The 23,841-nt window shown below is 64.7% G+C and carries 19 protein-coding genes; 12 read left to right on the top strand and 7 right to left on the bottom strand.

Going from position 1 to position 23,841, the window contains the following annotated elements:
• Positions 1 to 12: 12 nt before the first annotated feature.
• From purE to BJ994_RS04085, 4 genes are read left to right on the top strand one after another with little or no spacing between them, the layout of a single operon-like run.
• Positions 13 to 513, top strand: coding sequence for a 5-(carboxyamino)imidazole ribonucleotide mutase (gene purE, locus BJ994_RS04100; RefSeq protein WP_209067398.1), 501 nt, complete (start codon positions 13 to 15; stop codon positions 511 to 513).
• The gene (locus BJ994_RS04095) at positions 510 to 2,099 is read left to right on the top strand and encodes an LCP family protein (protein ID WP_167991747.1); all 1,590 of its coding nucleotides are present in this window, start codon (positions 510 to 512) and stop codon (positions 2,097 to 2,099) included. The genes purE and BJ994_RS04095 overlap by 4 nt, the downstream gene beginning before the upstream one ends.
• A 15-nt stretch (positions 2,100 to 2,114) precedes the next feature.
• Positions 2,115 to 3,434, top strand: a complete 1,320-nt coding sequence (gene manA, locus BJ994_RS04090; RefSeq protein WP_167991745.1) for a mannose-6-phosphate isomerase, class I — start codon at positions 2,115 to 2,117, stop codon at positions 3,432 to 3,434.
• A 3-nt stretch (positions 3,435 to 3,437) separates the two neighbouring features.
• Entirely contained in the window at positions 3,438 to 4,439 is a 1,002-nt protein-coding gene (locus BJ994_RS04085) for a lipid II:glycine glycyltransferase FemX (protein WP_245192246.1), read from the top strand.
• Here the strand turns inward: BJ994_RS04085 and glpX are convergent.
• Complete coding sequence (glpX, locus tag BJ994_RS04080) at positions 4,421 to 5,470, bottom strand: class II fructose-bisphosphatase (RefSeq protein ID WP_167991742.1); 1,050 nt, start codon at positions 5,468 to 5,470, stop codon at positions 4,421 to 4,423. The two genes, BJ994_RS04085 and glpX, sit on opposite strands and share 19 nt — an antisense overlap.
• 147 nt (positions 5,471 to 5,617) lie before the next feature.
• Between glpX and BJ994_RS04075 the strand changes: the two genes are divergently transcribed.
• The 3 genes from BJ994_RS04075 (at position 5,618) to BJ994_RS04065 (ending at position 8,389) form a co-directional block, all read left to right on the top strand.
• On the top strand, positions 5,618 to 6,202 hold the full coding sequence (locus tag BJ994_RS04075) for a DUF4245 domain-containing protein (protein ID WP_342450276.1): 585 nt from the start codon (positions 5,618 to 5,620) through the stop codon (positions 6,200 to 6,202).
• A gap of 76 nt (positions 6,203 to 6,278) precedes the next feature.
• Positions 6,279 to 6,893 carry a carbonic anhydrase gene (locus tag BJ994_RS04070; protein WP_167991740.1) on the top strand — a complete coding sequence of 205 codons (615 nt, stop codon included), beginning with the start codon at positions 6,279 to 6,281 and terminating at the stop codon, positions 6,891 to 6,893.
• 71 nt (positions 6,894 to 6,964) lie between these two features.
• Entirely contained in the window at positions 6,965 to 8,389 is a 1,425-nt protein-coding gene (locus BJ994_RS04065) for a class II fumarate hydratase (protein WP_167991738.1), read from the top strand.
• A 131-nt stretch (positions 8,390 to 8,520) separates the two neighbouring features.
• On the opposite strand, the gene BJ994_RS18335 is transcribed toward BJ994_RS04065, so the two are convergent.
• On the bottom strand, positions 8,521 to 14,013 hold the full coding sequence (locus BJ994_RS18335) for a rhamnogalacturonan lyase family protein (protein WP_280801301.1): 5,493 nt from the start codon (positions 14,011 to 14,013) through the stop codon (positions 8,521 to 8,523).
• A gap of 231 nt (positions 14,014 to 14,244) precedes the next feature.
• Here BJ994_RS18335 and BJ994_RS04055 point away from each other — a divergent pair, with 231 nt between their 5' ends.
• Together BJ994_RS04055 and BJ994_RS04050 are read left to right on the top strand one after the other, a co-directional pair.
• Positions 14,245 to 14,895 (top strand): TetR/AcrR family transcriptional regulator, encoded by a 651-nt coding sequence (locus tag BJ994_RS04055; protein ID WP_167991735.1) that lies wholly within the window; start codon positions 14,245 to 14,247, stop codon positions 14,893 to 14,895.
• Entirely contained in the window at positions 14,892 to 16,526 is a 1,635-nt protein-coding gene (locus BJ994_RS04050) for an MDR family MFS transporter (protein WP_167991733.1), read from the top strand. The genes BJ994_RS04055 and BJ994_RS04050 overlap by 4 nt, the downstream gene beginning before the upstream one ends.
• Positions 16,527 to 16,644: 118 nt before the next feature.
• Here BJ994_RS04050 and BJ994_RS04045 read toward each other — a convergent pair whose 3' ends face one another.
• On the bottom strand, positions 16,645 to 17,115 hold the full coding sequence (locus BJ994_RS04045) for an NUDIX hydrolase (protein ID WP_167991730.1): 471 nt from the start codon (positions 17,113 to 17,115) through the stop codon (positions 16,645 to 16,647).
• A gap of 5 nt (positions 17,116 to 17,120) precedes the next feature.
• Positions 17,121 to 17,624, bottom strand: a complete 504-nt coding sequence (locus BJ994_RS04040) for a prepilin peptidase (RefSeq protein WP_167991727.1) — start codon at positions 17,622 to 17,624, stop codon at positions 17,121 to 17,123.
• A 59-nt stretch (positions 17,625 to 17,683) separates the two neighbouring features.
• Here BJ994_RS04040 and BJ994_RS04035 point away from each other — a divergent pair, with 59 nt between their 5' ends.
• Positions 17,684 to 18,427 (top strand): hypothetical protein, encoded by a 744-nt coding sequence (locus BJ994_RS04035; protein WP_167991724.1) that lies wholly within the window; start codon positions 17,684 to 17,686, stop codon positions 18,425 to 18,427.
• Position 18,428: 1 nt separating this feature from the next.
• Here BJ994_RS04035 and phoH2 read toward each other — a convergent pair whose 3' ends face one another.
• Positions 18,429 to 19,841 carry an RNA 5'-3' helicase PhoH2 gene (phoH2, locus tag BJ994_RS04030; RefSeq protein WP_425339363.1) on the bottom strand — a complete coding sequence of 471 codons (1,413 nt, stop codon included), beginning with the start codon at positions 19,839 to 19,841 and terminating at the stop codon, positions 18,429 to 18,431.
• Positions 19,842 to 19,892: 51 nt separating this feature from the next.
• On the opposite strand from phoH2, the gene BJ994_RS04025 reads away from it, so the two are divergent.
• On the top strand, positions 19,893 to 20,069 hold the full coding sequence (locus tag BJ994_RS04025) for a hypothetical protein (protein WP_167991722.1): 177 nt from the start codon (positions 19,893 to 19,895) through the stop codon (positions 20,067 to 20,069).
• A gap of 25 nt (positions 20,070 to 20,094) precedes the next feature.
• Here the strand turns inward: BJ994_RS04025 and BJ994_RS04020 are convergent, their stop codons facing one another.
• Complete coding sequence (locus tag BJ994_RS04020) at positions 20,095 to 20,856, bottom strand: isoprenyl transferase (protein ID WP_342450275.1); 762 nt, start codon at positions 20,854 to 20,856, stop codon at positions 20,095 to 20,097.
• Between the two features lie 144 nt (positions 20,857 to 21,000).
• Between BJ994_RS04020 and trhA the strand changes: the two genes are divergently transcribed.
• Positions 21,001 to 21,756 carry a PAQR family membrane homeostasis protein TrhA gene (trhA, locus tag BJ994_RS04015; protein ID WP_167991717.1) on the top strand — a complete coding sequence of 252 codons (756 nt, stop codon included), beginning with the start codon at positions 21,001 to 21,003 and terminating at the stop codon, positions 21,754 to 21,756.
• Here trhA and BJ994_RS04010 read toward each other — a convergent pair.
• Complete coding sequence (locus BJ994_RS04010; protein ID WP_167991714.1) at positions 21,747 to 23,840, bottom strand: thioredoxin domain-containing protein; 2,094 nt, start codon at positions 23,838 to 23,840, stop codon at positions 21,747 to 21,749. The genes trhA and BJ994_RS04010 overlap by 10 nt on opposite strands.
• Position 23,841 lies beyond the last annotated feature (1 nt).

The following is a 23,841-nucleotide window of genomic DNA, read 5'->3' as shown; positions in this document are numbered from 1 at the left end:
GTTGGCCTGGTCATGGGCTCTGACTCCGATTGGCCGGTCATGGAGGCAGCGGCAACGGCACTGGATGAATTCAACGTTCGCTATGAGGCCGACGTCGTCTCCGCCCACCGCATGCCCGAAGACATGCTGGCCTATGGACGCGAAGCTGCAGGCCGCGGGCTGAAGGTAATCATCGCCGGCGCCGGCGGGGCGGCGCACCTGCCGGGCATGCTCGCATCGCTGACAACCCTGCCTGTGATCGGTGTCCCGGTTGCCCTCAAGTATCTGGACGGTATGGATTCGCTGCTATCTATTGTCCAGATGCCGGCCGGAATTCCGGTCGCCACCGTGTCTGTTGGCGGTGCCCGCAACGCCGGTCTCCTTGCCGTGCGCATCCTCGCGTCCGGCGAAGGGCAGCCGGCACACGACCTCTCAGCAAGGCTGGACGACTTTGCCCGGGGACTCCGGCAGACCGCGCTCGACAAAGGGGCTGCGCTGCGCTCCCGCGCGGGCAGCAACCAAGGCGGCGCATGAGCAGGGCAGTCCATCCCGGCCGTCCCTCTGAGCGGGCCCTCCTCACCGATCCGGTGAGATACCCGGAATCGGCCCAATCGCAGGTGCGCACCAAGCGCGCCTTCATGCTTCTGCTGCTGACGCTCCTGATTCCAGGGTCCGCCCAGATAGTCGCCGGTGACCGCAGGCTCGGCCGCCGCGTGCTGCGCGTGACCCTCACGGTCTGGCTCCTGGTGATTGCCGCCGTCGTCGTAGCACTGGTCAACCGCCAAATCCTGGTGACCCTTTTCACGAACGAGTGGCTGTCTCTGGTCCTGATCGTGGTCCTGGTCCTGCTGGCTCTGGGGTGGGCATTTCTGTTCCTCAACACCCTGCGCATTATCCGCCCGCCGCTCCTGGACCGCGGGATGCGGCCCGCCGTTGCCGGATCACTGGCACTGCTGATGCTGTTGACGAGCGGCAGCCTCGGTTACGGTGCATATCTGCTGAACGTCGGCCGGAACACCTTCGGCAGTATTTTCCAGGCGGGTCCCGCCTTTGATCCGGTCGAGGGCCGGTACAACTTCCTGCTGATGGGCGGCGACGCCGGCGAAGACCGGACCGGACGCCGGCCCGACAGCATCTCGGTGGTCAGCGTGGACGCCGAGTCCGGCGCGACCGTCACCTTCAGCATCCCCCGCGACTTCCAGAACGCTCCGTTCTCCGAGGGTTCACCCCTCTGGGAGGTGTGGCCCGATGGTTACAACTGCGGTAACGAGTGCATTATCAACAGCCTCTACCCGGTGGTGACGCAAGAGTATGCCGATCTCTATCCGGAGGCCCAGGACCCGGGTGCCGAAGCGATGATGGATGCCGCCAGCGGGATTCTCGGCATCGAGGTGCAGGCCTACATCCTCGTGGATATGGCCGGATTCGAGCAGCTCATTGACGCGATGGGCGGTATCACCATCGACGCCGGTGGCTGGGTTCCCATCACGTCCACGGAAATCCCGGGCACGGTGCCCAAGCGCTATAATCCGCCGTCGGAGTGGATTGCACCGGGCGTCCAGACCCTCGACGGCTACCACGCGCTCTGGTATGCACGCTCCCGCGAGTACGCCACCGACTACTCCCGCATCCGCCGTCAGCAGTGTGTGCAGGCAGCCATGATCGCCCAGCTTGACCCCGCGACTGTGCTGACCCGGTTCCAGCAGATCGCGGCCGCCGGGACCCAGATCGTGGAAACCGACATCCCCCGCGACCAGCTGGGCAGCTTCGTGGACCTCGCGCTCAAGGCGAAGAATCACGACGTCGGCCGCCTCACCATCGGCGCGCCGGACTTCGGCGAACCGGGTGATCTGTTCTCCACTTACCCGGATTTCGACCTCATCCGGCAGCGCGTCCAGGAGACACTCGCCGCGGCTTCTCCGGTTGCCTCAGGCGGATCGGCTTCCCCAGACGCCCACGGAGTCCTTGGCGCCGACAGGGTTGCGTTCACTCAGGCCCTCCCTGCACAGACCGCAACCGGCGAAATCACCGAGGAGTACCTGCATCAGCTCGCCGTGAACCAGGACTGGGCCACACTGGAGTCCCTGCTCGCCGACAACGGGGAATGCACCCCCGCCTAAGAACGGACTCATCGGATGTACAAGCTGGATAACCCGCTCCGCCCCTACGCTTGGGGGTCGGAGACAGCCATCGCGGAACTGCTCGGCAGGAAACCCTCCGGCGGCCCGGAGGCTGAACTCTGGATCGGTGCGCATCCCGATTCTCCGTCGCGCGTCCTTGGACACGGTGATTCCGGTGAGACGCTGAATGAACTGATCAGTGCCGACCCGGACCGCACCCTTGGCTCCGCGGGCGATGCGTTCGGCGATCGGCTGCCCTTTCTGATGAAGGTGCTTGCCGCAGCGGCCCCGCTGTCCCTGCAGGTGCACCCGAGCCTCGAACAGGCGCGTGACGGCTACGAGGCCGAGAATGCAGCCGCCGTGCCGCAGGATGTCCCACAGCGCAACTACCGTGATGCCTTCCACAAGCCGGAGATGATCTTCGCCCTCACCGATTTCGAGGCACTCTGCGGCTTCCGCCCGGTCCGTGACGCGTCCGATATCTTCACCGCGCTCGTGAAGTTGGTCGAACAGCGCCGCGGCTGGTCCCCGGCTATCCTCCAGTCTGTGGTCCGGGATCTGGTCATCCCCGACCCGGTGCGTGCGCTGCGCGAAGCTTTCACCCGCCTCTTGACCGGCGGCGCCGAGACCCGGGAGGCTGTCGCCGTCGTCGTTGGCGTGTTGGAGGAGGATCCGGCTGAGGTCGCCGACGACGTGCGCTCAGCCGCGCACACCGTGCTCCAGCTCAACGGCCACTATCCGGGCGATGCGGGCGTGCTCGTTGCGCTGCTGCTCAACCGGGTGGCGCTCCGCCCCGGCCAGGCGCTCTATCTCCCCGCCGGGAACGTCCATGCCTACCTCGAGGGCCTCGGCATTGAGGTGATGGCTTCCTCCGACAACGTGCTGCGCGGCGGACTCACGGCCAAGCACGTGGACATCGGCGAACTGCTCAAGACCGTCGACTTCGCTCCACTCGAACTCCCGATGGTAGAGGCCGAGATCACGCCGCTTGGCCAGGAACTGTACCGCCCGCCCTTTGACGAGTTCCAGCTTCAGCGGCTTGAAATTCCCGTCTCCTTCGGCGACAGCGCCGCCTCCGCCGACATCCCGTTGGCCCAGAACGGTCCGGCCGTCATCATAGCGCTGAGCGGTTCGGTGGTGCTGGACTCCCCCAAGGGAGACCTCATCCTCCACCGTGGTGAAAGCGCATTCATACCCGCCAACGAGTCGCCGGTGATGGTCAAGCGGGCCTCGGAAACCTCGGAGAACGACGACGGCGGCGCGGTGCTCGCATACGCAGTGACGATAGGCGAGGCTACGGATGGCATGCACTCCTTGAGAACCAGTGAGAGATAGTCGATGAACACCATGCCCTCCTCGATCCTGCAGTCTGCGCTGTGGGCCGAGTTTCAACATGGCCTAGGCAAGAAGGTCCACGAAGAGTCCGGAGACGGCTGGACATTCCTGGCGGTGCTGGAATCGACGGTGCTGGGCAGATACCTGTATTGCCCCCACGGTCCGGTAGCTCAGGACGTGGCCGGGTTTCAGCAGGCCGTTGCTGCGCTGTCGCGCCGCGCCAAGGCTGAAGGAGCCCACTTCGTACGGCTCGAGCCCGGGCACGGTGGCGTCGAGACGAGCCATCGGATGCTCACCGCCGCCGGATTGAGGAAGGCACCAACCGATATACAGCCGCAGCGCACGTGGATGCTTGACCTGACGCAGGATGAGAAGAGTCTCCTCGCAGGGATGCGGCCCACCAGCCGCAACCTCCACCGGAATATCCACAAGAAGGGCGTGACAATCGACACGTCCTCCGATCCGGATGACATTTCGATCCTGCTCGGCTTCCTGCACGAAGTCTCTGACCGCGCCGGATTCCGCCCGCAGTCCGACACATACCTGGAATTGGCGGCGAAAACGCTGATGCCCTCAGGAGCAGCGAAACTGTTCATCGCGCGTCTGGACGGTCAGCCGATTGCCGCCGCCCTGTCCTACGAGACCGGTACCACCCGCGCGTATGCACATGCCGCTGCCAACGACGAACACCGCCGCCTGAACGCAGCGATCCCCCTCCTCGTGACCATGATCCTCGACGCCAAAAAATCAGGGCTCACTCACTTCGATATGTGGGGGGTCTCCCCCGAGGATGAACCTGAGCACCCCTGGGCAGGTTTCTCCCGGTTCAAACGCTCGTTCGGCGGATTCGAGGTGGCTTACCCGGGCAGCTGGGACCTGCCGGTACGCCACGGCATGTATCGGGCGTACGTGCTGGCGCGGCTGGCCCGGGGAGCCCTGCGCGCTACCGCGTCAGCGGCCCGCACCGCCGGGTCGCGCGCCCGGCGCTATGCCAGGCGGGCGTAGCTTTCCCACTTGTGGGCCTGGTGCTCGCCGTCCACCACGCGGATGGTGCCCGACTTCGAGCGCATCACGATCGACTGGGTCAGGACCTTGCCCTTGTTGTAGCGGACGCCGCGAACCAGGTCGCCGTCGGTGATTCCCGTTGCTGCGAAGTAGCAGTTGTCACTGGTGACGAGATCGTTCGTCGAAAGCACCCGGTCGAGGTCGTGGCCGGCGTCGAGCGCCTTTTGCTTCTCGTCGTCGCTGGTGGGCCACAGGCGGCCCTGAATCACTCCACCGAGGGACTTGATGGCGCAGGCGGCCACAATGCCTTCCGGTGTGCCGCCGATGCCCATCAGTGCGTCGATGTCGGTGCCTTCGCGCGCAGCGGCGATGGCACCGGCAACATCGCCGTCCATGAGGAATCGGGTGCGGGCACCGGCGTCGCGAATTTCCTGGACCAGCGGGCGGTGCCGGTCACGGTCGAGGATCATGACGTTGATCTGATTGACCTTCTTGCCCTTGGCCTTGGCGATGAGGTGCAGGTTTTGCTTCACGGGCAGGCGGAGGTCCACCATATCCGCGGCCTCCGGACCGGTAACGAGCTTCTCCATGTAGAAGACGGCGGAGGGATCGAACATGGTGCCGCGCTCAGCCACCGCGAGGACCGCGAGCGCGTTGTTGATGCCAAGCGCCGTCAGGCGGGTGCCGTCGATGGGGTCAACCGCGACATCACACTCCGGGCCGCTGCCGTCACCCACCCGCTCGCCGTTGTAGAGCATCGGCGCTTCGTCCTTCTCGCCCTCACCGATCACCACGATGCCATTGAAGTGGACTGTGGAGAGGAGGGAACGCATTGCGTCCACCGCTGCGCCGTCTGCCTTGTTCTTGTCGCCGAACCCGACCCAGTGCCCACCGGCGATCGCCGCGGCCTCAGTCACGCGGACCAGCTCGAGCGCGAGGTTGCGGTCCGGCTCGTCATCCCCAACCGCCAGGGCGGGTGACAGGGTGGAATACTGTGCAGCTTTTGCGGTGTCGGACACGTTGTACCTCATCGTTGAAATCATTGGACTGGCCGTTTCCTTCTCCCGCAATCATAGTGCGGCCCGGACCTGCTCCCCTTATCAGTGACGTGTTCGAAAGGACCGCCCGTGATGAGTCCCGGTTGGCCGCGGCAACCATCCGTGGGTGACAATGGAGGGGTGAGGAAAGCCCAGGAAGATCAGCAGTCGGCAGCGGGTACGCCGGTGCTCACGCCCAAGCAGGCAAAGCGTGCCAACGCTTCAGCTGTGGGCATGTTCATTGCCACCGGCGCCACGCTGGCCCTGGTTTTCCTTGTGGTGCTGCTGAATCCCACACATACGGCTGAGACCTACACCCGCAATGTCGACGTAGCACGGATAGCCGACCAGGCCGAGGGCGCCGCCGGGTACCTCCCGGTTGCTGCCGGGCTGCCGGACGGCTGGACCTCGAACTACGCCCGCTGGACCGGAAGCGGCGCAGACGGGGTCCCCTTCTGGGAGGTGGGATATCTCACACCCAGCCGCGAGTTCATCCGGCTGACACAGACCAACCAGGCCAACCCCACCTGGCTCTCGCAGCATCTTCAGGACGCTGAACCCTCCGGCCAGCGAGTGATCGACGGCGTGACCTGGGAGCTGCTCGACAGCCCCTCCGGCGATGCCTTCCTGACCACCGAGCTCAAGGGCTTCACCCTGATTCTGGGCGGCACAGCGGACCTCGTGGAGTTCGACATACTTGCCGGTGCCGTCGCCGACGAGCTCTGACTCATTCTGACCCACACGCTCAACGTGCCGTCACCGACGGTACGGTCCCGTGAATCGTCCGCAGTACAGTAATCGGGTGAACAAGCAACTTACTCCCGCGGAAGCATGGCAGAAACTGCGCGACGGAAATGCTCGCTTCATTTCCTCGGACTCCTCGCACCCCAACCAGGACGCGTCCAGACGCACGTCGCTGGTCAACACCCAGAATCCCTTCGCAGTCATCTTCGGCTGCTCGGATTCGCGTCTGGCCGCAGAGATCATTTTCGACGTCGGCCTCGGTGACGTCTTCGTGGTCCGCACCGCCGGCCAGGTGATCGACGACGCCGTCCTCGGCTCCCTCGAGTACAGCGTGAGCGTGCTCGGCGTCCCGTTGATTGTGATTTTGGGGCACGATTCCTGCGGCGCAGTCACGGCCACCATGAACGCTATCGAGACCGGAGCCATGCCCGCCGGTTTCATCCGCGACCTAGTGGAACGCATCACGCCGTCAGTACTGACCTCGCAGCGAAACGGTGTCACCGACGTCAACGGAACCGTCGTCGAGCACATCAAACAGACCGCGAACCGCTTGGTCGACTCCTCGCGCGTCATCAGCGACGCGGTCGAGCAGGGGTCCACCGCCGTCGTCGGGGTGGCTTACCGGCTCGAGGAAGGCAAGGCGGAACTGGTCGCCGACAACGGAGCGCTGTAGCTGCAGCGCGGGTACCGGCGGCGGGCACCGGCAATTTGTGGCGCGATAGGGCTACAGACGAGAATTGGCGCATGACGACTGATTCCCAGGACCTCGAATACCGCATCGAACACGACACCATGGGCGAGGTGCGGGTACCCACAGACGCGCTCTATCGTGCCCAGACACAGCGCGCCGTGGAGAACTTCCCGATCTCCGGCAAGACCCTGGAGCGCACCCACATCGAGGCCCTCGCGCGGATCAAGAAGGCGGCCGCCACTGCCAACGCCGAACTCGGCGTGCTCGATGCCGAGCTGGCACGAGCCATCGAGACCGCTGCTGACCTGGTGGCCACCGGGCAGTACGACGGCGATTTCCCGATCGACGTGTTCCAGACCGGTTCCGGAACGTCCTCCAACATGAACAGCAACGAGGTCATCGCCGAACTCGCCTCACGGGCGCTCAAGGATGGCGGCAGCGAGAAGGTGGTTCACCCCAATGACCACGTCAACGCCTCGCAGTCCTCGAACGACGTTTTCCCGACCTCGGTCCACGTAGCGGCAACCTCGGCGCTGATCAACGACCTGATCCCGGCGCTTGAGTACCTCGCCGAGTCCCTGGAGCGTAAGGCCGAGGAATTCAAGGGCGTCGTGAAATCCGGCCGCACCCACCTGATGGATGCCACACCGGTCACCCTGGGTCAGGAATTCGGCGGGTACGCCGCGCAGGTCCGCTACGGCATTGAGCGCATCAATGCCTCGCTCCCCCGCGTTGCCGAAGTTCCCCTCGGCGGGACGGCCGTCGGCACGGGAATCAACACCCCGGCCGGTTTCTCCGCCAGGGTCATTGAACTGCTCGCCGAAGACACCGGCCTGCCGCTGACCGAGGCCCGCAACCACTTCGAGGCGCAGGCAAACCGCGACGGCCTCATCGAGGCTTCGGGACAGCTTCGCAACATTGCTTACTCGTTTATGAAGATCAACAACGACCTGCGCTGGATGGGCTCCGGGCCCAACACAGGTCTTGGCGAGATTGCCATTCCGGACCTGCAGCCTGGATCCTCCATCATGCCCGGCAAGGTGAACCCGGTGATCTGCGAGGCGGCCATCATGGTTGCAGCGCAGGTGGTCGGCAACGACACCACCATCGCGCTGTCCTCCACCAACGGGGCGTTCGAGCTGAACGTGGGCATTCCGGTCATGGCAGCAAACCTGCTCGAGTCCATCCGGCTGCTCGCCAACACCAGCCGGGTGATGGCCGACAAGATGATCGACGGCCTTACCGCCAACGAGGAGCGCGCCCGCTTCCTCGCCGAGGCATCGCCGTCGATCGTGACTCCGCTGAACAAATACATCGGCTACGAGAACGCCGCGAAGATCGCGAAGAAGGCCGTCGCAGAGGGGCTGACCGTCCGGGAGGCCGTCGTCGCGCTCGGTTACGTTGAGCGCGGCGAGCTGACCGAAGCGCAGCTCGATGAGGCGCTCGACGTCCTTTCGATGACGCGTCCGCCGCAGTAAGACCTCAATCGAGTCAGCAAGAATGACTACTTTCGGCTCAATTCCTAGCCATTTCTGCTGACTCGATGTGGGAATGGCAGAGCCCGGACGGTTCACAACCGTCCGGGCTCCCTGTGTTCCAGCTACTGCCGTCAGCGCTTGACCGGCGGTCCGACCACTTTCAACCGGTCCCAGCCGTGAAGCTCACCTGAGGCGGTGTGGATAACAAGCCGGTTGTCACCAGGCCGGGTGTCCTCCGGCGTCGTCACGGTGACTGTGCCGTCGTCGTTCACCAGATGCCAGCCCAGTGCGGTTCCGCCGAGGTAGATGTGAACCCACTGACCTGCCGTCAGGTTGGATAAGACAACTTCCGACGCTCCGCGTGGGAACTTCTCCTTGCCGAGCCCGAGGTCCACCTGGTTCTTCTTGGTCAGCTCCTTCTTGTCCGCGGGTTCCGGAACGAAGCCCGGCTTCACAAGCTCGCCCGGTGCCGGCTCCTCACCCGTATAGGCGATGCTCGGCGCCTCCGGCTGCTCCATCCCGGCTCCCAGGAAGTAGGAGGTGTGCGGCGGCTGGTTGTAAGCGGTGTTCTGCCATGCCACGCCGAGACGGTATACCGGATCGGACTGCAGCGTGCGGAGCCGGTGGTCGGTTACATTCACCGTCGTGGCAATGCGCAGGGCCGTGGAATCATCAGTGCGCGTGACAATTTCTTCTCGCCAGTCACCGAACAGATCTGCCTGCAGTGCCGGGGTGCCCTTGGTGTCGTTGTTCGTGAGGGTTCCCGTTGCCCGGTAGATCTCCTCCTCCGTGCTGGTCTCCGCATTCCACTTGGAGATGGTCGGCACGCCGGTGCGGGTAGCCTCCGTCCAGTCGTGATCGGTGATCTCCCGAAGCAGGTCACCGTCCCACCAGGTGAGGAAGTTCGCCGCCGGAATCTGCTCGGAAAGCAGCTCACCGCTTGCTGACTTCAGTTGGCCCACGGGTGAGTTCCACGCAGCGTCGCCGCCGATGGCCCACCCCTCCGAGCCTGCATGCCTCGGATCGATGTCGCCCATGACGGCGCGGCCGGTATCCCTGGTCGCAGGAATGGACCAGATGACCTCACCGGTCGCAGCGTCACGGTACGTTGCACCCGCGCCGCCGGAAGCACCGAGGTCCTCATGCGCAGCGAACACCTCGAGTCCGGCATGCGCCGGATCGAAGTCCGATACGTGCAGCGCGTCACCGTGGCCGAGGCCGGTGTTGTAGAGCGGCGTCCCGTCGTCGTCGATGGTCATCGAGCCGAAGACAATCTCGTCCTTTTGATCCCCATCAACATCCGCCACCGACAATCCGTGGTTACCCTGGCCGCGGTACTCATCGCCGGACTCATTGGAATCGAAGGTCCACCGTGAGGTGAGCGAGGTGCCGTCGAAGTCGTAGGCTGCGATCACCGTGCGGGTGTAGTAGCCGCGGCTGAAGATCAGGCTCGGCTTTTCACCGTCAAGGTATGCGACGCCAGCCAGGAACCGGTCCACGCGGTTACCGTAACCGTCGCCCCAGGAACCGACATCCCCACGAGCCGGAATGTAGTCTGCGGTATCGATCGCCGCACCCGTTGCGCCCGAGAAGACCGTGAGGAATTCAGGGCCGGACAGCACGTACCCGCCGGAGTTCCGGTAGTCGGCCCGTGCATCGCCGATCACTACACCGGCTCCGTCCACTGTTCCATCGGCCGTCTTCATGGTGACTTCGGCCTTGCCGTCGCCGTCCAGGTCGAACACCTGGAACTGGGTGTAGTGAGCGCCCGCACGGATGTTGTTGCCCAGGTCGATCCGCCATAGGCGGGTGCCGTCCAGTTCGTAGGCATCAACATAGACGTTGCCGGTGTAGCCACCCTTGGAGTTGTCCTGCGAGTTGGTCGGATCCCACTTGAGCACGATCTCGTACTGACCGTCACCGTCCAGGTCACCGATCGATGCGTCATTGGCACGATAGCTGTAGGGCTGGCCGTCCTTGGTGTATGCGTCGGCCGGCTTGTCCAGCGGGATATCCAGGGTCTGGGCATCCCACACAGTGAAGTCCTCGGTGGCCCAGCGTTCGGATCCGTTCACCACGGTGCTGATGCGGTAAGTTGCACCGGCAGCGCCGTCGGCATCGAGCATGTTGGTGCTGGATGTCACAGGGTCGGCAGTGATCCGCTCACCGTCGCGGTACACGTGGAACTTGATCTCCTCAGGATCGAGGCCGAGCATGCGCCAACCAATGTAGACGCCTTCTTCGGAGGCAACCGCAACCGGGGAACGGTCAAGCCGTTCGGTCTGCCGCGCCAGCGTGGTGACAGCGGGGGAAGTGACGGTCTCAGACTGCGCCGAGACGCCGCCCGCGTTCACGGCAGCCACCGCATACACGTACTCGATGGTGGTCAGGACATCGGTGTCCGTGTAAGTGGGACCTTCAGCCCGACCGATGAGCTCGAGCTCACTGACCGAACCGTCAGCCAACGGATCGGCGCGGAAGACCTGGTAGAAGAGCGCGCCCTCGGAGGCCTGCCAGTTGAGCGTGACGTCGTTCTTGTTCACGTCGCCCAAGGCCAGTCCTGTGGGAACCGGCGCCTTTGCTACGTCCGGGTCCACCGTAGTGAGCTCAAGCGCATTGGACGGAACAGACTCCGCGCCGGCCGCGTCCAGAGCAACGACGGTGTAGGTGTACTCCAGCCCGATATCGGCCGTCGTATCCACGAAGGACGTTCCATCCACATCACCGAGAGCTTCGGCTTCCGTCGCTCCCGCCGACTGGCGGTAGACACGGTAGCCCGCGGCGTCGTCGTTGCCCTTCCAGCTCAGCGACACAGCAACGTCACTACCGTCGATAACGACGTCGTCTGCCGTGAGCTCATTCGGCGCCAGCAGCAGCGGCGTAATTTCGAGGCCGTTGAACCAGCCGGTGGCCTTGATGCTGATCTGACCATCCGTCACCAGTACCGGCTGCAGGAGCCGGTCGCCAATGGTGCCGCGACCGGCGTTGGAAGAACCGTAATCCTTGCTCTCTGCCTGCAGCGCGAGCCGTCCGCTTCCGAGCGGGTCGCCGTAATAGGCCTTCAGTGCATAGGAGCCGTTCGGCACATCGATGACAAGTTCGTGCGCATTCGCATCGGGCAGCAGGAAGTCCTGCTGGAGAGCGGTGGGCACAGGGTCAAACCCGGTACCACGGTCGCGCCCGCCAAGACCATCGATGGACAGGAAGCCGTAGCCGATCTCCGGTGTGTAGAGGCTCATGTTATCGATCGCTGTGTAGCCGTCCATCACCGGGTTACCGGAGAGCTGCAGGTCGAACTTGTACAGCGGTGCCTTCGTGGTGATCCGGACAACTTCCGACGGCGCCGAGTCGCCCCGGCCGTTGACTGCGGCAACCCGCAGGTCGTAGGAGGTGCCTTCCGCTAAACCGGTTACCGAAGCGATCGGCACGGTCGACGTGGTGACGAGAGCATACGCTTCGTCACCGGCGTCGGCCTTCTTCGCGAAGACCTTGTAGATGTCAGCACCCTCGACTGCATCCCAGGTCAGCTGCGCACCGGCGTTCGAGACGCTGCCCGCAACAAGCCCGGTGGGCGCTGCCGGAACTTCTGCCGGCGGCTCTGCCGCTTCCACCTCTGCCGCAAGCGGGATGTCCAGCTTTGCGATATCAGTGGCGACGAGGCGGGCCATCTGAATGGCGCCGTATTCCTGGAAGTGGGTGTCGTCAGTGGTTCCGTTCGGCCGGCCCGGGTACACGCCCGCCGGAACGTGCAGGAAGACTGACTTGGCTGCTTCCGGCCCGATCTCGGTCAGGTAGGCGCGGCTCGAGGCCGACAGGTCCACCAGCGGCGTGCCGGTCTCGGCAGCGATATCCGATGCTGCCTGCACGTACTCGGGGAAGGACACGTTCGTCTCGCCTGTCTCCGTGTTGTAGGACCTGCGGGACACCGGCGTCACGATGACCGGGGTTGCACCGCGCTGTGTGGCGCCGTCGATGAAGGTACGCAGGTACTCCGCGTAGTCCCCGGGAGCGGCCCAGCGGTCGTCAACGCCATAGCTGTTGTCGTTGTGGCCGAACTGAACGAAGAGGTAGTCGCCCGGACGGATGTCCAGCAGCACCTCGTCGAGGCGGCCCTGGCTGATGAAGTTCTTCGAACTGCGCCCGCCGATCGCCTTGTTCTCGATCGCCACGTCATCCGAAAGGAAACGGTCAATCATCTGACCCCAGCCTGCCTGCGGCGCGAACCCGGAGGTGTAGGTCTGGACGGTGGAGTCGCCGGTGATCCAGGCGGTCGGCTGAGGCCCTGCCTCAAGCGGCGTCTGCTGGGTCAGCACGAGCGAATTCAGATTAGCTGCAGTGCCACCGAACTCAAGATTGAGCTGGCCGTCCACCACTGCGATGTCGAAGGCCATCTCCAGGTACTGACCGGCAGTCTTGGCGGTTGGCTGCACCTTCGCCATCTGCTCAGCGGTAATCGCGATATCAGTGGCGCCCTCGGGGTCGCCCGCGATGAGATTCGCCGTGTAGTTGCCGTTCGGCAGGTCGATAACGAGCTCGGTATCCCCGACTGTGACGAAGTCTGAACGCGTTGCGTCCTCGATGCCGCGGTCGGTAGCGGACACCTGTGACACGTCCACGAAGCCCACGCGGTTCTCTGCCGTGTATGCGGTGGTCTCGTCCACCCGGACAGCGCCGGGAGCGGTTGCCCCGTTACCGAGGTCCAGCGAAAGTACGCCGTTCTCCGGAAGTGCCGGTGCCTCACCGCTGAGGCTGGAGACAGCAGCAGCCGACGACGGCGAGAGGCCGTCTGCGCCGCGCGCCTGGATCTTGTAGTAATGGGTTTTGGTTGTGTCGACGGGGTCCGTCAGGTAGACAACCCGCTCCGTGGTTTCTGCAACTTTGGTGTAAGGACCGCCGACGGTGTCGGCGCGGCTGACTACGTAACCCGTGGCTCCGGTGACCAGATTCCAACGCAGTGTTACCGCCTCGGGGGTCACGTGGGACATGCGCACAGACTGTGGAGCGGTGAGCGTGGAGACCGGCTCTTCCGGCTCGGGTTCAGGTTCTGGTTCCGGCTCCGGCTCCGGCTCAACCTCGGTGACAACCACGCCGTTGACGTAGGCCCCACCGGTGTCTGCGGAGAAGTCAATGGTGAGCTGGCCGTCCTCCACCGTTGTCTGCCAGGTCTGCTCAGACACGGACTGGCGCGCCTGAACGGTTCCGGCTGCCACCCCTTCCAGCGCAACGTTGGTCTTGGAGGTGCTGGTACCGGGAAGCTGATCGCCCGACAGAACCCGCACGCTGTAAGCGCCATCGGGAACATCAACCACAAAGCCCCATGCGGAGCCCAGCACGAAGTCGTTCGCGACAGGGTCCACAGCCTCAATAGCGCGGTACCGGGACGTTGGTGCCGCGGCGCCGGCTAGCGGCACAACCCCGAACCCTGCTTCAACGGAGTAGCGGTTGCTTTCAGCGACTCCGGTCCAGCCGTCAGCAACAGGGCTGCTGGCAGTACCGAAATCGAAGGATCTGGTGAGCGGCTCCTCCGCCGCCAAGGCCGGCGTCGTCGCCGTACAGAGACCGACGATGGCCGTCCCTGCTATCAGGGCACGCGCTGAATGCGGGCGCAGAAATCCGGGGGACATGGCATCACACCTTCTTGTTTCGACAGTGAAATCTCTCGGTGGTACGTGGGGTCCATGCCTCTTCGCCGTTCGTGGATGAAACGATTCAGGATCCTGGACCTTCGCCAGCCTATACGTGAGAACGGTCACACACAAGAGCTTCACTTCGAATGTGGAAAGCGTTTCCCAATGTGTCGGTCCACCTTTCAGGATGTTTTGCACGTTTCGTATAAGAGTGCAAAAATACACTTTATGGACAATAGTGCAGATAACGACGACGGCGGCCTCCGCGAACGCAAGCGGCGCGCCACCCGCTCGGCCATCTGCACAACCGCCCGTCGGCTGACCGCAGAACGTGGCCTTGCCGGGTTCACCGTCGAGGAATTGTGCGAGCTCGTTGGGGTCTCACGCCGCACCTTCTTCAATTACTTCCCCTCCAAGGAAGACGCGATCCTCGGTCATGACGAGGACGCCCATTTCCCCGAAGACCTCGTCACGGAGTTTCTTGACAGCGCAGGACGCATTTGTCTCCTCGATGCCTTGACGGAGTACGCGGCGAACGCCGGCGAGCGCCTCGCGCTGACCCGCGAACAATTCGCCCAACTGCACGCTGTGATGCAGAAAGAACCCGAACTGCTCGCGAAACTCTTCGGCGAATCCGCCGTCCGGCAGAAGGAATTCGCCGCGCTGATCGCACGCAGGGAAGGCATGGCCGCGGACGATCCGCGCGCTTCGATGGCAACGCACATCCTGAGCCACATCGCGTGGACCTCCACGCACACGTTCCTGACCTCGGAATCCCCGCAAAGCTACCGGGAGATCCTCATCACCAATATCGACGCCGCCAGGTACCTGTTCAGCGAGCAGAGCCGACCCGCAGCCACCTCCGAAGGAAAACCATGAGTTCGCGTACTGAGACCTCCGGGCCGCTGCTGCTGACGCAGCGCCGCATCTGGATCATCTTCTCCGCCCTGATTGCCGGCATGCTGCTCTCCAGTCTTGACCAGACGATCGTGTCCACGGCAATGCCGACGATCGTCGGCGAGCTCGGCGGCGTGGAGCACCAAACGTGGATCACCACGGCGTACCTGCTGGCCACAACCATCGTGATGCCGATTTATGGCAAGTTCGGCGACGTCCTCGGACGGCGCAACCTGTTCCTGTTCGCCATCGCACTGTTCACCCTGGCATCCGTCGGGTGCGCGTTCGCCACCGACTTCTGGGGCTTCGTGATCTTCCGTGCGATCCAGGGCCTCGGCGGCGGCGGCCTGATGATCCTCTCGCAGGCCATCATCGCCGACATAGTTCCGGCCAACCAGCGCGGCAAGTACATGGGTCCCCTCGGAGGCATCTTCGGCCTCTCCGCCATCGCGGGTCCGCTGCTCGGCGGCTACTTCGTGGACCACCTCACGTGGGAGTGGGCCTTCTACATCAACATCCCGGTAGGCATCGCAGCCTTCTTCATCGCGTGGTTCACCCTGACCCTCCCGGCCAAGAAGGCGCAGCACCGCATCGACCTGCCCGGAGTGCTCCTGCTTTCGATCGCAACCACCTGCCTCATCTTCTTCACCGATTTCGGTGCCGATTCGGAGCACGGCTGGACTTCCGGCCTGACCTGGGCGTTCGGCGTCGGTATGGTGCTCGCTGCGGTGGGCTTCGTCATGGCAGAGAAGCGCGCAGCGGATCCGATCATTCCGCTCAGCCTCTTCCGCAACAGGGTCTTCATCAACAGCACCGCAATCGGGTTCACCCTGGGTCTCGGCATGTTCGCGGCTCTCGCCTTCGTACCGACGTTCCTCCAGATGTCCTCCGGGACAACAGCGGCGGCGTCGGGCCTGCTGATGCTGCCCATGATGGTGGGCCTGATGGGCACCTCCATCTACTCGGGCATCGCGATCTCCCGCACCGGCAAGTACAAGCTCTACCCGATCCTCGGCACGCTCTTCACCATCGCTGCCCTGCTCTGGATGACCACCCTTACGGCCGCCACTCCCGTCTGGGTGATCTGCGTCCAGCTGTTCATCTTCGGTGCCGGGCTGGGCCTGATCATGCAGGTGATCGTCCTCGTGGTCCAGAACGCGGTATCGCCGAGCATGATCGGCACGGCCACCAGCACCAACAACTACTTCCGTGAAGTAGGCGCGTCCCTGGGCGTCGCGGTGTTCGGTGCGATCTTCACGAGCCGCCTCACCGAATCGCTGACGACGACGTTCGCCGGCTTCGGCGCCTCAGCCGAGCAGGCGGACCAGACCGCTTCAACACTCAGCCCCGCAGCCCTCGCGGAATTGCCGGAACCGGTGCGGAACGCTGTCGTGGAAGCCTACGCGCAGTCCCTTGCTCCGGTCTTCTGGTACCTCGTACCGTTCCTCGTTCTCGCGCTCATTCTCGCGCTCACCCTGAAGGAAATCCCCCTCTCGGAGACCTCCGGCATGGTGGCCCGCGGCGAGGCCGTGGGAGGCGAGGAAGCGGAGCGGCTGGAACGCGAACTCGCCGCCGCTCGCAACGACCTCGCCCCGCCAACACCCCGGCGCTAAGAACCCGCGCCGGCAATCCCCTAACCACCGGCGTTGAGTGCGGAGATAATGGTTTTCTGAGCACCGCATTCGGTGATTATCCAAGCACTCAGCCCTCGCCTCTACCGAACAAAGGCCGCTACCGCACGAAGTAGGGCACACCGTCCGAGTGCCGGGCTGTCCGCGCATGGTGCCGGTGCAGGTCGTTCAGCGGCGGCAGGTCCTGCAGGTCGAACCAGCGCACCTCGCTCGACTCGTCGTCGTTGACCCGCGCTTCGCCCGAGAGGTAGCGGCACCGGAAGACCAGGCTCAGGAAGGTGGACACGTCTCCGTTCGGGAACGTCACTGGCCCGACGACGTCGACGCCCACCAGATGCTCCACCTCCACAACCACCCCGGTCTCCTCCATCACTTCGCGCACGATTGCCTGCGCCGGTTGTTCGCCCGGGTCGATGATTCCGGTGATGATCGTCCATTGGCCGTTGTCGGCGCGCCGTCCGAGCAGGACGCGGCCGTCGTCGTCGTACACCACTGCCGCGGCGCCGGGAAGCCAGAGCGGGTCATTACCGATTTTTGAACGGAGGGCCAGCACAAAGTCGGGTGTAGGCATGGTCTTCAGCCTAGTGCGAGCACCAGGAAAGCGCCGACGATCATGAATGGCCCGAAAGGAATGGCGGACTTCGCGGTTCCGCGCCGACTCACAATGAGGAGAACGCCCCACAGTCCGCCCAACAGAAACGCGGCGAACGTCCCCCAGAGCAGATTGGGCCAACCGGCGAAGCCGAGGTAAAGCCCGAGCAATCCGGCCAGTTTCACGTCCCCGAAGCCCATTCCAGCTGGATAGATCAGGCGCAGAAGAAAGTAGAAGACCCACAGCGCGGCCGCCCCGCCTGCGAGGGAAACGAGCCGGTTCCAGTCCTGTACGGCAAGCGCTGCGGCAATCAGGAGCACTGCGGCGGCGGGATAGGACGGGAAGATGATCCGGTTCGGCAGACGGTGGGTCAGGATGTCGATGATGCTGAGCCAGATCCCCACCACGGCCAGGAGAGCCAGTGCCGCCGCGCAGAGCCAGAACGCAACAGGTGCGCTGCCCCAGTACTCCCCCATCAGTGCCAGCATGAGCCAACGGTAACCGACCGAAGCCGGTGGACAGGCGAGGCCCTGACTAGACTGTGGATATGTCGGCTACGAGCAGCTCAAACCCGGCGAGTATCTTCCGGTCACTCTGCCGGTCCTCGCCCTGGCGCTGGGACACGGTGCGGTTCTCCGTGTCGTGGTCAACACGGGACGGCGAATCCGACCCCTTGCGCGCCTGGGTGCGGCGTCCGGCCGCGCTCCGGGTGGAGACTGCCGACGGCGTTGTGCTCCACAGCAGCACCGGCAACGAGCAGTCCCGTGATGCCCTGTATGTCAGCGCGAGCAAGAAGTCTTGGCTGGTGGCTCCACGGCTGGTCTCCCCGGTCTATAACGACGTCGGCTACGTGCACCGCCGTCCCCAGGCGGCCTACGGCGACCCGGCGTTCGGCGACCCCCGCTGGACCGCCATGCTGGACCCGGTGGAACTCGCCGGCGCCGCCCCGGTTCCTTTCGAAACGCCGTTCGCGAACCGTGTGGAGCTGGAGGACATCGCCGAGGAGACCTACGAAGGACGGGCAGCACTGGCAGCCACAGTCACGCCGAACGTCTCCTATCAGCCGTTCACCCCGGGCAGGCCATTGATCGGCACGGGTAACACGCGGGTGGTCGTGGACATTGCCACCGCGATCTGCGTGTCAACCACGGCGCTCGACGGCGAGCTGGCCGGATGCGGACACCGGCTGGCCATCAGCGGCGTGGACGAGTACATGGTCGATGATCTCTTCATCGACGCCCCGCCCACGCTCACCGATGTCCGCGAGCACATGCCGTGGCAAGTCTCCTGAGTTAGATCTCCGCTCCCTCGAGCAGTTCGGTCACGAGCGCCGCGATCGGCGAGCGCTCCGAGCGGGTGAGCGTGATGTGGCCGAACAGGGGATGCCCCTTGAGGGTTTCGACGACGGCGGCAATGCCGTCGTGCCGCCCGACCCGCAGGTTGTCCCGCTGTGCCACGTCATGCGTCAGGACGATTTTCGAGTTCTGCCCGATGCGGCTCATCACGGTCAGCAGGACGTTCTTCTCCAGGGACTGTGCCTCGTCGACGATCACGAATGAGTCATGCAGAGAGCGCCCCCGGATGTGCGTCAGGGGCAGGACCTCCAGCATTCCGCGGTCCATTACCTCCTCGACGACTTCCTGGGAGACCAGCGCTCCGAGGGTGTCGAAGACTGCCTGCGCCCACGGGTTCATCTTCTCGGACTCGCTCCCGGGCAGGTAGCCCAGCTCCTGGCCGCCGACTGCGTACAACGGACGGAAGACCACCACCTTGCGGTGCTCCTGCCGCTCCAGCACCGCTTCCAATCCGGCGCACAGCGCCAGCGCCGACTTCCCCGTTCCCGCCCTGCCACCGAGGGAGACGATACCCACTTCCGGATCCAGCAGCAGGTCGATCGCCAGCCGCTGTTCCGCGGAGCGTCCGTGCAGACCGAACACATCCCGGTCCCCGCGCACCAGCCGGACCTGCTTGTCGGCGCCTACCCGTCCCAGCGCCGATCCCTTGCCGGAGTGGAGGATGACGCCGGTGTTCGCCGGCAGTTCAGCGGCGGCCGGCAGGAAGACGGGCTCGTGCGCGTAGAGGGTGTCGACGTCGTCGTCCGCTGTGTCCAGCTCGGCGACACCGGTCCAGCCGGAGTCCTTCACCAACTCGTTGCGGTACTCATCCGCCTGCAGGCCCATGGCGGAGGCCTTGACCCTCATGGGCAGGTCCTTGGAAACCACCGTGACGTTCCGGCCCTCGTCGGCGAGGTTCTTGGCGACCGCGAGGATGCGGGAGTCATTGTCACCGCTCCGGAAACCCACGGGCAGAACCTCGGTGGACACGTGATTGAGTTCGACACGCAGGGTGCCGCCCTCGGTTCCCAGCGGTATGGCTTGGTTCAACCCGTTGTGTTTCACGCGCAGGTCATCGAGCAGCCGAAGCGCCTTGCGAGCGAAATAGCCCAGCTCGGGATCGTGGCGTTTGCCTTCGAGTTCAGTGATCACCACGATCGGCAGAATCACCTCGTGCTCAGCGAAACGCGTGATGGCGCGCGGATCAGACAGCAACACGGACGTGTCCAGCACATAACTGCGGCTGCCGAGACTCTCCACAACAGAAAGGCCCGCCTCTGCGAGCACCTGTTCATCCTGTGCTGCCTGGCGGGCCCGGTTGTTGTTGAGCGTTTCGCTTGCGGATCGCTGGGTGGTGCGAGATGTGGCCACTTCAACTCCACTTCCCCAGGCGCCAAACGCCCGGGAATTCCTAGGGCTTTGGTGAGGCGGGTTGGCCTGTTGGCCGCACGCGGCCTCCCCTACTCAGCGCGTGTGCTGTGGAGCACGTCGTCTGCATTGGTGGCCTCCCCGACCAGTCGGCGGGTGCCGTCTGATGCAACCGACAATACGCTCTACTACGACGACGGCGGCACCCACCCACGCGGGCGTGTCGCGTGAACTTGGGATTAAGTTTGAACCGATTTTAGGAACCGAAGCGCCGCTGGCGGCGGCCGTAGTCACGCAGGGCGCGAAGGAAGTCGACGCGCCGGAAGTCCGGCCAGAGCGCCTCACAGAAGTAGAACTCGCTGTACGCGCTCTGCCACATCAGGAAGCCGGAGAGCCGCAGCTCACCCGAGGTGCGAATCACCAGATCCGGATCGGGCTGCCCTCGGGTGTAGAGGTACTCGGAAATTTGGCCGACCGTGAGGTTCTCTGCGACCTCGGGAAGGGATGATCCGTCCTTCTCCGCATGCAGCAGGAGCTCCTTGACGGCGTCGACAATCTCCCGCCGCCCCCCGTAACCCACAGCAACGTTGACGTGCAGCCCTTCAATGCGGGCCGTACGTTCCGCAAGTTCGGTGACCTTCGTGGCCAGGTGCTCCGGCAGCAGGTCCAGTGCACCAACCGGCTGGACCCGCACCCTCCGGGTCTCCCCGAGCCGGTCCAGGGTGTTCCCGATGATGTCGAGCAGCTGCTCGATCTCATCAGGTGAACGGTTCATGTTATCGGTGGAAAGCATGTACAGCGTGACCATCTCAATGCCGAGTCCCTCGCACCAGCCAAGGAATTCGAGGATCTTGTCAGCGCCAGCCTGGTGCCCGTGTTGCGTGGGAGCGCCTGCGAGCTTCGCCCAGCGCCTGTTGCCGTCCACCATGACGCCGACATGGTGGGGAATGCGGTCCGGTGCCAGTGAGCGTTGCAGCTTACGTTCGTAGAAGTCGTAGGCGAACGTCGGAAACTTCACGGCACAGCCCACCCGTCCTTTGATCCTGTTTGATAATCTGCGGTCTTGATACTTGTCCTACCGTACCGGCACAGACTGTGCCTGATCGGGAAGCGCCTTGTTACTCATTAGTAACTTACGCTTCCGTAAGTTAGGATGGCGCCCATGAGCCGAAGCGTTTCCCCTCCGCCCGGTGCATCAGCTCCTTCCCCTGACGGCGACGAATCGGCGCCGGCCCAGGGCCCGGTCGAAGCGGCTGTAGACCGGGTAGCGGACGCCCTGAACATCAAACCCAAATGGCGCGGCTGGATCCACGCCGGGGCTACCCCCCTGGCTGTGGCGGCAGGCATTGTCCTCATCAGCATCGCTCCGACCACGGCGGGAAAGATCACCTCCGCCATCTACGCCTTCACCGGCGTCCTGCTGTTCGGAGTGAGCGCCGTCTACCACCGCGGAAACTGGCGGCCGCGCACCAAAGTGGTACTCAAGCGCCTTGACCACACCAACATCATGCTGGTCATCGCCGGCAGCTACACTCCGTTGTCCTGGGCGCTGCTGGAGCGGAACACAGCCGTTGTCCTGTTGTGGCTCATCTGGTGCGGCGCCATTGCAGGAGTACTTTTCAGGGTGCTGTGGGTCAACGCACCCCGCTGGCTCTACGTCCCCATCTACGTTGCGCTCGGCTTGGCTGCCCTCTTGTTCCTGCCTGACTTCCTGGCGGCCAGTGTGCCCGCCACCGCCCTGATCTGCGTTGGCGGCGCGCTCTACATCGCCGGTGCGGTGGTGTACGGCCTGAAACGCCCCAACCTCAGCCCGAAGTGGTTCGGGTTCCACGAGCTCTTCCACGCGTTCACCGTCGCGGCGTTCACGGCGCACTTCATTGCGATCATGATCGCCGTCCTGAATCCGGTCTACTCCTGAACCTCACCGGTTGAGCGTCCCAACAGCGCGCCGAGTTCCTCGGGCTCCGACACGGGGCGCCTGCACACCATTGCCTCACAGACATAGGCGAGCGGTCCGCCGTCGTCCGCTGTTCTTCGCCCGGTCAGCAGCGGCACGGCTGATTCGCTCCCCTCCCCCACTGCGAGCGCAATCCCGGCCTTGCCCCGCCGTCGTGCTGTGGCCGCCAACCGCTCACGAGCAGAACCGCGAGGCCCAACGACGGCGACTTCCTGAGGCCCGTTGACCGCAGCCTGCCCAACAGCGAGCGCCCACCCGATCGCCCGCGGTGCGCGGGAGGCCAGCGCGGACACGTGGGCCAGGAGCTTCTCAGCCAGCCCGCGCCGCTCGGCTGAGCCGTTGTAGGCAGCGGAGGTCACCAGTGCTCCTGCCAGCAACGCGATGCCTGACGGCGCCGCGTTATCGAAGGGATCCGCCGCCTGCTGGGCCGCCTGTGCAGCGAGAAGCGGGCCGGCCAGCGTACCTGCGTCAACTACTGTCCCGTCCGGCCGTACGAAGATGCCCAGGGCCCTCTCGAGGAGCTGCTCCGACGCCCGGTACCACCGCAGGTCCCCGGTGGCGGAGTACAGGGCCTGGAGACCGTCGACCACGCCGGCATAGTCCTCGAGCAGCCCATCGATACCCACGGCCCGCCCCCGGTGGGAAACCCTGCGCAATTGCGTACCGTCCCAGTGCACCTCCAGCAGGTACGCTGCCGCCCGCCCGGCCATCGCGAGCAGGGCCGCATCCTCCAGCAGGGCGCCGGCTTCGGCGAGGCTTCCGACCGCCAGTCCGTTCCAGCCCGCCACCACTTTTTCATCCCTGGCCGGTTGCGGTCTGTCGTTTCGTGCGCTCAGGAGACTCGGGGCCACCTCATCCCAAAGCGTCCATTCCGCCGTGCTCCAGCTCCGCCCGGCGTGCAGCGTGAAGGCTCCGCTCTCAACGCTGCCCGCCCGCACATCGAACAGGTCCAGCACCGCTTCCGCGCGGTTGCCGAGGATTTCCCCAAGCTGGTCCCGAGTCCAGGTGTACGTACCGCCCTCTACCCGCGCGCCGTCGATCAACGTATCGGCGTCCAGTGATGAGGCGAAGGCTCCCCCGTCGACTGCCAATTCCCGTTCCAGCCAGCCTGCTGCGCCGCGCGCAACCCGTTCAGCCAGCCGTTTGCGCTCCGGGCTGTCCGCCTGCACGGCCCAGCGCGCGTAGACGCGGATCAGCTGCGCGTTGTCGTAGAGCATCTTCTCGAAGTGCGGCACAGCCCAGGCGGCGTCCACTGCGTAGCGGGCAAATCCCCCGCCCAGCAGGTCGTGCATTCCCGAGCCAGCCATGGCTTCGAGCGTGCGGGCGGCCAGCGCCGCCGCTTGGCCCCCGGGGTCATCGGACCGGGCCCTTGCCAGCAGGAAGGCAAGCGACGACGACGGCGGGAACTTGGGTGCGTCGCCGAACCCGCCGTGGATGGTGTCCTCCTGCGCTGCCAGTCCGGCCACCGCGGCCGGAAGTGTGTCCTCGAGCGGGGAGACGCCGTCGTCGTTATTCCGGGGAAGGAGCAAGCCGGCGCTCCGGCGCTGGGCGTCCCCCAGGCTGCCTGCCAGTTGACCGGCGCTCTGTTCGACTTCCGTGCGGCGGTGGGTCCACGCGTCCTGCACCGCCTCGAGCACCTGGCGGAAGGACGGAGCCCCACGGATTGGTGACGGCGGGAAGTAGGTGCCTGCGAAAAAGGCCCGCCCGTCCGGGAGGGTGAAGACGCTCATCGGCCAGCCGCCCTGGCCTGTCATGGTTTGCGTCGCTGCCATGTAGACGGCGTCGACGTCGGGGCGTTCCTCGCGGTCAACCTTGATGGAGACGAAGTGCCGGTTCAGGTAGTCGGCAACCGCTGTGTCCTCGAACGACTCGTGCGCCATGACGTGGCACCAGTGGCAAGCGGCATAGCCAACCGAGATGAAAACCGGCACGTCCCGCTGCCGCGCCTCGCTGAACGCTCCATCGCTGAACGGCCACCAGTCCACCGGGTTCTCCGCATGCTGACGGAGATAGGCCGAAGCTTCGATGCGTAGCCGCTCAGCCATG

Origin of the sequence: Arthrobacter pigmenti (assembly GCF_011927905.1) — a bacterium.
GTDB classification, from domain to species: Bacteria; Actinomycetota; Actinomycetes; order Actinomycetales; family Micrococcaceae; genus Arthrobacter_D; species Arthrobacter_D pigmenti.
The sequence above is the reverse complement of the archived record's forward strand: the minus strand, read 5'-3'. Positions and strand labels throughout refer to the sequence as shown.